This is a genomic window from Patiriisocius sp. 208BN25-11, assembly GCF_058147145.1.
The window spans coordinates 57,862-70,448 of the sequence record NZ_JBYVJY010000004.1 but is presented as its reverse complement, the minus strand read 5'-3'; the positions used below and the strand labels follow the sequence as shown (position 1 = coordinate 70,448).

The window sequence follows — 12,587 nt, the reverse complement described above, 5'->3', positions numbered from 1 at the left end:
TCGGGATTTGTTGTATTTTTGCCTAGTTTTAAAACTTCGCAGGATTCCAATTATGGATAAATATTCTTTTCTAAATGCAATTCACCCCGAGCAAATTTCGGAACTGTATACTACATACTTACAATACCCAGATAGTGTAGAACCTAGCTGGCGTGCCTTTTTTCAAGGTTTTGACTTTGGTATCGAAAGTGGTTCTGTAGCAGATGGATTGGGAATTACCAGTACAGATGCAGTGCCAGAAAATGTATTAAATGAGTTTAAAGTAATTAAACTTATTGATGGGTATAGAACACGCGGACATTTGTTTACCAAAACAAACCCCGTTCGTGCGCGAAGAAAATATGAGCCTACACTAGCCCTAGAAAATTTCGGTTTACAACAGGCAGACCTACAAACAGAGTTTGAAGCAGGTTCTATTTTAGGATTAGGTAAAACAACCTTGGCACAAATAGTAAATCACTTAGAAGCTATTTACTGCGATTCTATTGGAGTAGAGTACATGTACATTCGTAATCCTGAAGAAATTAAATGGATTCAGAACTGGCTCAATAAAAATGACAACCACGGTACTTTTTCTGCAGAGGATAAAAAACACATACTTAAAAAATTAAATCAAGCACTTTCATTTGAAACGTTCTTACATTCTAAGTATGTAGGTCAAAAGCGTTTTTCTATAGAAGGTGTCGATGCACTTATTCCTGGGCTAGATACCTTAATGGAAAAAGGAGCAGAGAAAGGGGTGGAGCAATTTGTGGTAGGAATGGCACATAGAGGTCGCCTTAATGTATTGACTAATATTTTTGGTAAATCTCCAGAGAAGATATTTAGCGAATTTGACAGTAAAGAATACGATGAAGCAGAGCTTTTTGATGGTGATGTAAAATACCACATGGGTTGGACGAGCTTTAGAGAAACCGATGGCGGCAAAAAAGTACGTATGGACTTGGCGCCAAACCCATCGCATCTAGAAACAGTGAATGCAGTTGTTGGTGGTATTTCTAGAGCAAAAATAGACACAAAATTAGACGGAGATTCTAGCAAGATATTACCTATTTTAATTCATGGTGATGCTGCCGTTGCAGGTCAAGGAGTGGTGTATGAGTTTATACAAATGGCACAACTTGATGGTTATAAAACAGGTGGAACGATTCATGTTGTTGCTAATAACCAAGTTGGTTTTACCACCAATTACCTAGATGCAAGATCTTCTACCTACTGTACAGATATTGGTAAAGTAACCTTATCTCCAGTATTGCACGTAAATGCAGATGATGTAGAAGCGGTATGTCATGCTTTTGCTTTTGCATTAGATTTTAGAATGCAATTTGGACGTGACGTTTTTATAGACGTATTAGGATATAGAAAATATGGGCATAACGAAGGTGATGAACCTCGTTTTACACAGCCAAAATTATACAAAGCCATTTCTAAGCATCAAAATCCTAGAGATATCTATGCCGCTAAACTACTAGAACAAGGCATCATTGAAGCCGGATATGTAAAACAACTAGAGGTAGAATACAAGAACGATCTTGAGAACGATCTTGAAGCTTCAAGGAAAAATGATAAGACTGTTATTACTGAAATATTAGCAGACGACTGGAAAGGATACACATTGGGTACTAAAGAAGATATTCTTGATGCAGTAGATACAACATTTCCGTTAAAGAAATTGGATGTGTTAGCAGATGGGATTTCTAAGTTGCCATCCGATAAAAAATTTATACGCAAGATAGAGCGTATCATAGCAGATAGAAACAAACGTTACAACGAAACCAATGAATTAGACTGGGCGCTGGGTGAGTTACTTGCCTACGCTTCACTCATGGAAGAAGGTTTTGATGTGCGTATCACAGGACAAGATGTAGAACGGGGTACGTTTTCTCACAGACATGCCGTGATAAAAACAGAGCAGGATGCAGAAGAAGTAAACCTTCATAATAACCTTGATGTTCCTGGACATTTACACATCTACAACTCTTTATTGAGTGAATATGCTGTGGTTGGTTTCGATTATGGATATGCCATGGCAGCACCCAAAACATTGACTATTTGGGAAGCACAGTTTGGAGATTTCTCTAACGGCGCACAGATTATGTTAGACCAATACATCTCTGCGGCAGAGAGTAAGTGGAAGACTCAAAATGGATTGGTGATGTTGTTACCACATGGATATGAAGCACAGGGGTCTGAGCATTCAAGTGCGCGTATGGAGCGTTATTTACAATTGTGCTCTCGTGATAATATGATCATGGCAGATGTTACAACACCAGCTAACTTCTTTCACTTGTTACGTAGACAGATGAAATGGAATTTCAGAAAACCTTTGGTGGTTTTCACTCCAAAGAGTTTGTTGCGTCACCCATTGGTGGTTTCTAGTAAAGAAGAATTAGCTAAAGGTAGCTTTCAAGAAGTGATAGATGATGCACAGGTTGCTAAGAAAAAAGTGACTTCTGTTGTATTTTGTACTGGAAAGTTCTACTACGATTTGTTAGCACGTAGAGAAGAAAATGGAAGAGATGATGTCGCTTTGGTGCGTATCGAACAATTGTTCCCATTACCAACGGCACAACTAGATAAGGTTATTGCACAATATCCAAATGCAACAGATTATGTTTGGGCACAAGAAGAGCCAAGAAATATGGGGGCTTGGGGATTCATGTTAATGAATTTTGAAGCAGTGAAATTACGTGTGGCATCTAGACGCGTGTATAGCTCGCCAGCCGCAGGAAGTAGCACGCGCTCAAAAGCAAGACACCAAGAAGTAATTGATAGTGTTTTTGAAACACCAAAAAAATAATGTTTTCTTCGGAAATGTTCGTATCACGATTGTTTCTGAAATTTGAATAAAAAGCAATAGAATTAAGTATTAAAATTTCGGCACACACCGAAACCTTAAGAATCATACTATGTTAGAAATGAAAGTCCCTTCTCCGGGAGAATCTATTACCGAAGTAGAAATAGCAGAATGGCTAGTTCAAGATGGTGATTATGTTGAAAAAGATCAAGCAATTGCCGAAGTTGATAGCGACAAAGCTACGCTAGAACTTCCAGCAGAAGCAAGTGGAATTATCACCTTGAAAGCAGAAGAAGGTGATGCTGTTGCAGTAGGTGCTGTAGTGTGTTTGATAGATACAGATGCTGCAAAACCAGAAGGAACAGAAACTGCTGCCGAAGCACCTGTGGCAAAGAAAGAAGCACCAAAAGCAGCACCTGCTGCTGCACCAGCACCAACAAAATCGTATGCAACAGGAACTCCGTCTCCAGCTGCTAAAAAGATTTTGGATGAAAAAGGAGTTGCTGCAAGCGCTGTAACTGGTTCTGGAAGAGATGGACGTATCACAAAACATGATGCAGAGAATGCAGTACCTTCTATGGGATCTGCTGGAAGTGGAGCTCGTGGTGAAAGTAGAACAAAACTATCAATGCTTCGTAGAAAAGTTGCAGAGCGTTTGGTAGAAGCTAAAAATACAACAGCCATGCTAACTACCTTTAACGAGGTAGATATGGGACCTATCTTTGCGCTCCGTAAAGAATACAAAGAAACCTTTAAAGCAAAGCACGGCGTAAGTTTAGGATTTATGTCTTTCTTTACCTTAGCTGTAGTTAGAGCCCTAGAAATGTACCCAGCTGTTAATAGTATGATTGATGGTAAGGAAATGTTGACGTATGATTATAAAGATATTTCTATTGCAGTATCAGGACCCAAAGGATTAATGGTACCTGTTATTAGAAATGCAGAGAACTTAAGCTTTAGAGGCGTAGAATCTGAAGTAAAAAGATTGGCAATTCGTGCACGTGATGGACAAATAACTGTAGATGAAATGACAGGAGGAACCTTCACAATTTCTAATGGAGGTGTCTTTGGAAGTATGTTATCTACTCCTATCATTAACCCACCTCAATCGGGTATTTTAGGAATGCATAACATTGTAGAGCGCCCTGTTGTGAAAGATGGTGCCATTGTAATTGCTCCAATTATGTTTGTAGCCTTGAGTTACGACCACCGTATTATTGACGGAAAAGAGTCTGTAGGATTCTTAGTGGCTGTAAAAGAAGCCCTAGAAAATCCAACAGAGCTGTTAATGCACGGAGATATCAAAAAAGCATTAGAGCTATAATATTAGTATTAATACATTTTAAAAGGCGCATACCAAGTATGCGCCTTTTTTATTCATTCTGTTTTTTGAAAATGTTCTTTGGCCCATATCAACAAACTATTGGTTTTGGGTTCTAAATTTAGTTTGTGTATAATATTGCTTCGATGCTTTTCTACGGTTCTATAAGAGATAAAAAGAAGTGATGCAATCTCTTTGTTGGTATTATCGTTGGCAATGAGTTTGAGTATTTTTTGCTCAGAAGGTGTAAGCAAGCTCAAAGAGCTTTCTTTTAATTTTTCAACTCCAAGTAAGGACTTCATGTTTTTACTAAAATAGGTGCCTCCATTACTTACTTTTTCAATACAGTTTTCAATCTCTTCAAGCGCAAACTCTTTTAGTATGTATCCATAAATATTTAAATCTTTTGCCTTTTGATAGAGTTCTTTTTCTTTGTGAAGTGTAATGAGTACAATTTTAGTTTTGCTTTTTTTCTCTTTAAATTTTGCGGCAATTTCTAGGCCTGACATATGAGGCATTTGAATATCTAAGATAGCTATATCGGGTTCCTGATCTAAAATTAAATCGTATGCAATTTTTCCATCACTAGTACTGCCTGTAATGTTGTATCCTTTTTCTACCAAAAAATCATGAAGCCCTTTTAGCAAAAGTGGATGGTCGTCTGCAATTATGATGGGTTTTTTTTTCATGAAATAGGAAATTGAAATTCTAATAAGGTCCCGTTATCTTTTTTAGATTGTACTTTCATCTGTCCTTTTAAAAATCTGGTACGTTCTAATAACGTTTTTAGTCCGAGGGTACTTGCGCTACTGTATTTTTCAGAAAAATCAAAACCAATACCATTGTCTCGAATTGCAATAATTACTGTATTTACTTTTTTTGAAACCGTTACTTTCGTGGCTTTAGCATTCGCATGTTTCACAATATTGCTAAGTCCTTCCTGTACAATTCTATAAATATTTACTTCTTTTTCTTTACTAAAAATGTTGTCGATATTTTCAATTTCCGAAGAAATAAAAACACAAGAGTTTTCATCAATTTCGTTAATGGTATGCTCTATGGCTTTTGTGATTCCAAGTTCTTGTAATTGGAAAGGGTGTAAGTCTCTTGTGATATTTCTAACCTCTTCAATGGTATTGTCAATCATCTTTTTAGCTTCATTGTCTCCCGAAGCAATTAATTTGTTTTTTATAACGAGTAATTTTTGTCCAAGACCGTCATGTAAGTCTTTAGAAATACGTTTTCTTTCACCTTCTTGGTAGACCAACAGGTCTTGACTAAAACGCTCTTGTAATGTTTTTTTATTAGATTGGTTTTTTTGGTTTCTTAGCAGTAACACAAGACCAAAGAATAAGATTCCTGAAAAACTGATTATGATGGCCTGCTTTTTAAAAGACTTGTTTTCATTTTCAAGTAGCTCAATGTTTTTGTTTTGCTCTGTTATTTCTCTTTCTTTTTTTTCTGTTTCATACAGAGTTTCATAGTATGCGAGTGTAAAAGCATTACTTTCACTTGTAGTTTCATCCTTACTTTTCGTATATTTTTTATGATAATAAAGGGAGTTTTTATAGTCTCCAAGTTTCTCATAAATTTCAGTAAGAAGTCCGAATGAAATGGTTTCACCTTCTTTATTTTTTAGCTTATTTGATTTTGTTTTGGCATTTAGGGCGTGAAATAAAGCTTGGTTAGTGTTGTTTTTCTCAAGATAATATATTGCCATTGTCTCTTCGTATAATAATTCGTTGATGAGATTATGATCTATATGTTGGTTTTTTATGCTTTGTAGTTTCTCAAAATATTCTTTTGCAGCATCACCTTCATTGTTTTTTGAATAGTATACAAGAAGTTCTGTAAGAATACCCAAGTGAAGGGTTGAGAATTCTGGGGCGTCTTTTATTTCTTCTTCAGCTTTTTTTAATGAATTATATTGTTTTTGGTATTCCCCGATTTTTTCATAATCTAATGATTGGTTGTAATAAAGTGTTGTGAGGTTTAAGTAGTGGTTAGATTCTTTTATTTCCCCAAGATATTTCTTTCTCTCTTCTATAGCTTTCTTGTAGAAGCCGCTGTTGCTATATATGTTTATGTTTCCTTGCTTTGAATACAGCATATATTCTTTATTGTCTATAGATTCAAACAACTGGTACGCATTTTCAAAATTTTTAATTGCAGCGATGTAATCAGCCAAGTCTGTATTGGCAAAACCTTTAAAAAGGTAACTTACACCTCTTTTTTCTATCTCTTTTTTTGGATAGAATTCTAAAGATTTTGAAAAATCTGAGATGGCTTTGTTATAATCTATGGTGTAGTTTGATCGTCCTCGGGCGTAGTATAAGTCTCCTATGAGTACACTATCTTTTATTTTTTGTTTAAATAATAAAACGGTGTCTAAAATTGCATTCGCTGCTAATGGTTTCTTTTTGTCGGAACTCATTGCGGGTTGCAATGTAATGGCTTTTTTAGCGGCAAGATAAATACTGTCCATTGCAATAGTGGTTGCAACATATTCTTTTGAATACTTTATAAAAGAAGTGACATCACTTTCGGTTGGTTTCGAAAGAATAGCATCTAATAATACAAGTCTTTTTGTAGTATCGTTTGTCTTTTCTAACTGCGCTTTATAGTTGTCAATATTTTGACTTATTGCTATAGAGGAACAGAGCAAAAACAATATAAAAGTATATTGTTGTTTCAAATTATAAAGTATGAATTACTAAAAAGGTGGGGATACTGTAAATATATTAAAATTTAGTTTTTGTTTATTTTTTTAGAATACTTATTTAACAAACATGCAGTTGCGTCCATAGTCTATTACTGCTCGATTTTTTTTTAAGTAATCTGCTCCTAGGATTCCATGCACTGTAGTTGCATCTACTTGTGCTAATGCAGTATTTACATGCGATAAGTCGAATAGTACAAAAGACATGTTTTTGGTGCTGTGTTTTTGGATCGCTAATGTATTGCTTAGTGAAAGTGCTGTTTTCATGTTTGAAGAACCAGCCCCTGCAGCCATGACATCACTTTCTTCTTGCTCTAAATGAAATAAAGCAACATATTCAAGTCCTATACAACTGGAAGAAGCGCCAGTGTCAACTATAAATATTCCTTTTTGACCATTTAATGTTACATGGCATGCATAGTGTCCTGTTGCCATTTTTTGCAAAGGGATTCTATGAAATCCTTTTGCCTCGAGTAAATTTCTTAATTGCACGCTTCTTTTTTTACAAATATAGAAAACAAAATAGCTAGCTTTGCAATCATGTTAATAGACACACACACGCACTTGTATAGTGAGGCATTTGATGAAGATAGAGATGCCATGATAGCTCGTGCTATGGAAGTAGGAGTTTCTCAGTTTTTTATCCCAGCAATTGATGCTAGTTATGCCGAGGCGATGTATCGTTTAGAGGCGGCTTATCCAGAAAATATGCATCTAATGATGGGGCTGCATCCTACCTCTGTAAAAGAAAATTATAAAGAGGAATTAGCATTTGTTACGAAGCAGCTGGAAGCACGTTCTTTTGTTGCTATTGGTGAAATTGGTGTGGATCTATATTGGGATACCAGTACACTAGCGATACAGCAAGAAGCATTTGCCTATCAAATTCAACTAGCAAAAAAGTACAAACTACCTATAGTAATACATTGTAGAGAAGCCTTTGATGAAGTTTTTGAAGTGCTTGAGCAAGAGAAAGGAGATGATTTGTATGGAATTTTTCATTGTTTTACAGGAACTTTAGAACAAGCTCATAAGGCACTAAGCTATAATATGAAGCTAGGTATTGGAGGTGTAGTGACTTTTAAAAACGGGAAGATTGATCAATTTCTACATCAAATTGACTTAAAACATATTGTGCTAGAAACCGATGCGCCTTATCTTTCGCCAGTTCCGTATCGAGGAAAAAGAAATGAAAGCAGTTACCTATCTTTGATTGCAAAGAAAGTAAGTGAGGTGTATAACATTTCCGAAGAAGAAATAGCAAGCATTACAACCGCCAACGCAAAAGCAATTTTTAAGAGATAAAACCGATTCTATATTATGACCATGAATGCTAGCACTATTTTATTAATCTATACTGGTGGAACCATTGGTATGATTAAAGACTTTGAAACAGGGTCGCTTAAAAACTTCAACTTTGACGATTTGTTGCAGCATATTCCAGAACTTAAGTTGTTAGATTGTGAAATAGATACCTACAGTTTTGAGGCTCCCATTGATAGTTCTAATATGTGCCCTACCTACTGGGAACAGCTAGTCACTATTATAGAGAAAAACTACGATTTGTTTGATGGCTTTGTAGTCTTGCACGGTAGTGATACCATGTCTTATACAGCTTCGGCAGTAAGTTTTATGCTAGAAAATTTAAGCAAGCCCATAATTTTCACTGGATCTCAATTGCCCATTGGAGATTTGCGTACAGATGCCAAAGAAAACTTAATTACATCCATACAATTAGCCGCTTTAAAACAAGATGATGTTTCAGTTATTAAAGAAGTAGGCTTGTATTTTGAATACAAATTGTACCGTGCAAATCGCACCACAAAAATCAATGCCGAGCATTTTGAAGCCTTTGCGTCTTTAAATTATCCTGCATTAGCAGAAAGTGGGGTACACCTTTCTATTAATTATAGTGCATTATTAAAACCATCTTCGGAAATATTAAAAGTCCACAAGAAGTTAGAGTCTAATATACTATTGGTAAAGATGTTTCCAGGGATTACCAAAGAAACGATCGAACATTTGTTTGCGTTGGATACCATTAAAGGATTGATTTTAGAAACCTATGGAAGTGGAAATTTAACCACAGAGGCTTGGTTTATTAATGCATTAGAAGAAGTGATATCGAAAGGTATTCCAGTTGTAAACGTCACGCAATGTTCTGGAGGTAGTGTCGCCATGGGACATTATGAAACGAGTGTTGCACTAAAGAACATGGGTGTTATTAGTGGAAAAGACATCACCACAGAAGCCGCTTTGGCTAAATTAATGTATTTATTAATACGTCAAGATACACGCCAAGACTTTAAAAGTATTTTTGAAACTCCATTACGAGGTGAAATGAGTTAATATTTCAGCAAGAATAACTATTGCTAAATTATTAAAAATCGTTTATTTGCACCTAGATTATTTAGAGAGGTGGCCGAGTGGCTTAAGGCGCACGCTTGGAAAGCGTGTATCCCGATTGCATCGGGATCGAGGGTTCGAATCCCTTCCTCTCTGCAAAAGGAGATCCTGCAACGGAGTTGCAGGTTTTTTCTTTACTAAAAATACCAAACCGCAGGTTTGAAGTGTTTTTAGTAAAGAAAAAACCTCAAACGGCGCCAGCCGATTGAAGGATCTCTATGCTTGCTCCAGATTCTATCTTTGGGATCAACGAAGTTAATCCTGATTCAAAATAATACCAAACCGCAGGTTTGAAGTATTTTTAGTAAAGAAAGAATCTCAAACGGCGCCAGCCGATTGAAGGATGTCTATGCTTGCTCCAGATTCTATCTTTGGGATCAACGAAGTTAATCCAGAAGTAGTCTAACTAAATCGGTTATATTTTAAAAAAAAGAATCCCAAAAGGCGCTAGCCTTTTTTTCCAGCGCGGCAGTCTCGCAGCTTACTTAATTAGATTGTCTGTTCGATCGATCCCAAAGCTTCGGGAGAGAACTACAACAAACGTATACTTAAAATAGGTTTCGTCCCGAAGCTTCGGGAGTGCTCAACCAGACAAAAGGCGTTTTTTTAGTTTTAGCTATCCTCTAAAGTCCATTCGCTCGTATGCTTGCTCCAGATTTCATCTTTAGATCAATAAAGATATTCCAGAGAAATCATATAAAATAACTTCGCGAAGTAAATCCCCATAAACCTTTCCTTAAAATAAGGTGATTCATGCAAATTTGGCATTAGTGCGGTATAAATATTGTTGTACTTTGCAAAGACAAGCCTCCTTATTATTTTAGTAAATGGTTCGTTATGAGTAGGTCTAGCCTACCTAACCGTAACAAATACTAATAAAATAAGACAGCAACCCGAATATTCTTGTTGTTTACACAATTATTTTTATATCTTTAAAACCTAAAATTTAAACTAAAAACTAAAATCAAACTTTAAGTCTATAGCAATGAAAAAATTATTTTCTATTATGGCAATTGCCGCATTAGTATTCGCGGGAACATTAACTGCAAATGCAGCAGCGCCAACAAATTCAACCTCATTAGTAGAAGCAGCTACGGTAACCTTTGTACAAGATGATGCAGCAGGAGACGAAGTAGACAACAGAACATGGCACCAAAAGCTAAAAGAGCGTTTCATACAAGGGGGTCCTGGATTTATGGGAATTGTACTAGTATGTCTTATATTAGGTCTTGCTATGGCAATTGAGAGAATTATCTTTTTAAATCTTTCTACTACTAACACGCAAAAATTAGCAAATAGTGTAGAAGATGCACTAAATAGTGGTGGTATTGAAGCTGCAAAAGAAGTTTGTAGAAATACTAAAGGTCCTGTAGCATCTATCTACTATCAAGGATTAGATAGAGCAGACGAGAGCATCGAAGCTGCTGAGAAAGCCGTTGTTGCTTACGGTGGTGTTCAAATGGGACAATTAGAGAAAAATGTTTCTTGGGTATCCTTATTTATCGCTTTGGCTCCAATGCTTGGTTTCATGGGTACGGTAATTGGTATGATTACAGCCTTCGATAAAATTGAAGCAGCAGGAGATATGAATCCATCATTAGTTGCTGGGGGTATTAAAGTAGCCTTATTAACAACAGTATTTGGATTAGTAGTAGCAATTATCCTTCAAATCTTTTACAATTACATCATTGCAAAAATTGACAGTATTGTAAACAGTATGGAAGACGCATCAATTACTTTAATTGATATGTTGATTGACTACAAAAACAAAAAATAACCTTTAAAAGAACCAAACAATGGGTTTACATAAAATTTTTAAAATAGTAGCTTTAGTTCTTGGTTTAGCTGGTGTCGTTCTTTGGGGAATGTTAGTAGCAAAAGGAGATGAAGCTGTGGTGGCTAGTGGAGGAGAAGGGTTAGATCCTTTTCTATATGTAGCATATATCACATTTGGAATATTACTAGTACTAGTTGTATTGTTCGTTCTTAAAGGACTTGCAAGCGGTGACATCAAGAAAACATTGATGTCTGTAGGAGCTTTTATCCTCATTTTTGTTATTTCATACGTAATGGCAGAAGGAGTAGAATCTCTTACAAAAGATGGAGAAGTTGTAACGGCTCAGACATCAAAATTGATAGGAACTGGATTATATGCTTTTTACATTATGGCAATCCTTGCAATTATTGCAATGGTATTTAGTGGTGTAAAAAAATTAACGACACGATAATATGGGAAGAAGAGCAACACCAGAGGTGAATGCTGGGTCTATGGCCGATATTGCATTTCTGTTACTTATCTTTTTCTTGGTAACAACTACCATTGAAAAGGATAAAGGAATTGCACGTCAGTTGCCACCTAAGCAGGATGAGCAACCTCCAGTAGATATTAAAGAAAAGAACATTTTTGTTGTCACTGTAAACAAAGAAGATCAAATCCTTGCCGACAATGATTTAATGAAAATTGAAGATATACGTGAAGCTGCTATTGCTTTTTTAGACAATGGTGGTGATGGATCTTGTACCTACTGTAAAGGAAAAAAAGATCTTGCATCTTCTGATAATCCAGACAAAGCTATTATCACTGTAAAAAGTGATCGTGAGACGTCTTATAAAACCTATATTCAAATCCAAAATGAATTGGTTGGAGCTTACAATTTCTTAAGAGATCGAGAGTCGCAACGTTTGTTTGGCTTTAAATTCACGGAAGTTAAGAATGCAATTGATACGGGAGATTATAAAGGAAATGAAGAAAAGGCTCAGGAAAAGCTAAAGCAAATCCAAGCCTTGTTTCCAATGAAACTCTCTGAAGCTGAAGCAAAAAAATCTCAATAACATAAAATAATACTATGTCTAAGTTTAAAAAGAAAAAAGGCGGTGAATTGCCAGCAGTGAATACAGCATCTTTACCAGATATTGTATTTATGTTATTATTCTTCTTTATGGTAGTAACTGTATTGAGAAAAGATAACTTGTTGGTACAACAAAAACTTCCTAAGGCAGATCAAGTTGAGAAACTAAAGAAGGATCGTTCTGTGTTTATTTATGCTGGAAAGCCAAGTGCACGTTACCAAGATAAGTTTGGTACTGAAGGTAAAATACAGATTGGAGATAAGTATACCGATATCAACTCACTAGAGTTTGCGTTGTCAGAAGAAAGAGCAAAACTAATTCCAGAACTTCAAGGTAAAGTGGTTGTGGGTCTAAAAGTTGATGAAGATACTAATGTGGGTTTACTTCAAGATGTCAAAGAAAAATTAAGAGATCTTAATATGGTAAAAATCATTTACATTACAGCACCAGGTAACGACGTGCCACAGTAATTTTTTTTATTACAATATAGTAAG

At 35.9% G+C, this 12,587-nt stretch carries 11 protein-coding genes and 1 tRNA gene; 9 read left to right on the top strand and 3 right to left on the bottom strand.

Features of this window, described 5'->3' with window-relative positions; translation table 11 throughout:
- The first annotated feature begins 52 nt into the window (after nucleotides 1-52).
- Nucleotides 53-2,800, top strand: coding sequence for a 2-oxoglutarate dehydrogenase E1 component (locus tag ACY2RS_RS06920; RefSeq protein ID WP_490097899.1), 2,748 nt, complete (start codon nucleotides 53-55; stop codon nucleotides 2,798-2,800).
- A 109-nt stretch (nucleotides 2,801-2,909) separates the two neighbouring features.
- The gene (gene odhB / locus ACY2RS_RS06915; RefSeq protein WP_490097898.1) at nucleotides 2,910-4,121 is read left to right on the top strand and encodes a 2-oxoglutarate dehydrogenase complex dihydrolipoyllysine-residue succinyltransferase; all 1,212 of its coding nucleotides are present in this window, start codon (nucleotides 2,910-2,912) and stop codon (nucleotides 4,119-4,121) included.
- A gap of 53 nt (nucleotides 4,122-4,174) precedes the next feature.
- On the opposite strand, the gene ACY2RS_RS06910 is transcribed toward odhB, so the two are convergent.
- The 3 genes from ACY2RS_RS06910 to ACY2RS_RS06900 all read right to left on the bottom strand — a co-directional run bounded on the left by ACY2RS_RS06910 (nucleotide 4,175) and on the right by ACY2RS_RS06900 (nucleotide 7,329).
- Complete coding sequence (locus ACY2RS_RS06910; RefSeq protein WP_490097897.1) at nucleotides 4,175-4,807, bottom strand: response regulator; 633 nt, start codon at nucleotides 4,805-4,807, stop codon at nucleotides 4,175-4,177.
- Nucleotides 4,804-6,813, bottom strand: a complete 2,010-nt coding sequence (locus ACY2RS_RS06905; protein ID WP_490097896.1) for a tetratricopeptide repeat-containing sensor histidine kinase — start codon at nucleotides 6,811-6,813, stop codon at nucleotides 4,804-4,806. The genes ACY2RS_RS06910 and ACY2RS_RS06905 overlap by 4 nt, the downstream gene beginning before the upstream one ends.
- 81 nt (nucleotides 6,814-6,894) lie before the next feature.
- Nucleotides 6,895-7,329, bottom strand: coding sequence for a retropepsin-like aspartic protease (locus ACY2RS_RS06900; RefSeq protein ID WP_490097895.1), 435 nt, complete (start codon nucleotides 7,327-7,329; stop codon nucleotides 6,895-6,897).
- Between the two features lie 45 nt (nucleotides 7,330-7,374).
- Here ACY2RS_RS06900 and ACY2RS_RS06895 point away from each other — a divergent pair, with 45 nt between their 5' ends.
- The 7 genes from ACY2RS_RS06895 to ACY2RS_RS06865 all read left to right on the top strand — a co-directional run bounded on the left by ACY2RS_RS06895 (nucleotide 7,375) and on the right by ACY2RS_RS06865 (nucleotide 12,563).
- The gene (locus ACY2RS_RS06895; protein ID WP_490098071.1) at nucleotides 7,375-8,142 is read left to right on the top strand and encodes a TatD family hydrolase; all 768 of its coding nucleotides are present in this window, start codon (nucleotides 7,375-7,377) and stop codon (nucleotides 8,140-8,142) included.
- Between the two features lie 15 nt (nucleotides 8,143-8,157).
- A complete protein-coding gene (locus tag ACY2RS_RS06890) occupies nucleotides 8,158-9,186 on the top strand; it encodes an asparaginase (RefSeq protein ID WP_490097894.1) in 1,029 nt (342 codons plus the stop codon).
- Between the two features lie 63 nt (nucleotides 9,187-9,249).
- Nucleotides 9,250-9,339 (top strand) — tRNA-Ser (locus ACY2RS_RS06885).
- 889 nt (nucleotides 9,340-10,228) lie between these two features.
- Nucleotides 10,229-11,020 (top strand): MotA/TolQ/ExbB proton channel family protein, encoded by a 792-nt coding sequence (locus ACY2RS_RS06880; protein ID WP_490097893.1) that lies wholly within the window; start codon nucleotides 10,229-10,231, stop codon nucleotides 11,018-11,020.
- A gap of 19 nt (nucleotides 11,021-11,039) precedes the next feature.
- Entirely contained in the window at nucleotides 11,040-11,471 is a 432-nt protein-coding gene (locus tag ACY2RS_RS06875) for a hypothetical protein (protein ID WP_490097892.1), read from the top strand.
- 1 nt (nucleotide 11,472) lies between these two features.
- Nucleotides 11,473-12,075 carry an ExbD/TolR family protein gene (locus ACY2RS_RS06870; protein ID WP_490097891.1) on the top strand — a complete coding sequence of 201 codons (603 nt, stop codon included), beginning with the start codon at nucleotides 11,473-11,475 and terminating at the stop codon, nucleotides 12,073-12,075.
- A 14-nt stretch (nucleotides 12,076-12,089) separates the two neighbouring features.
- On the top strand, nucleotides 12,090-12,563 hold the full coding sequence (locus tag ACY2RS_RS06865) for an ExbD/TolR family protein (RefSeq protein WP_490097890.1): 474 nt from the start codon (nucleotides 12,090-12,092) through the stop codon (nucleotides 12,561-12,563).
- Nucleotides 12,564-12,587 lie beyond the last annotated feature (24 nt).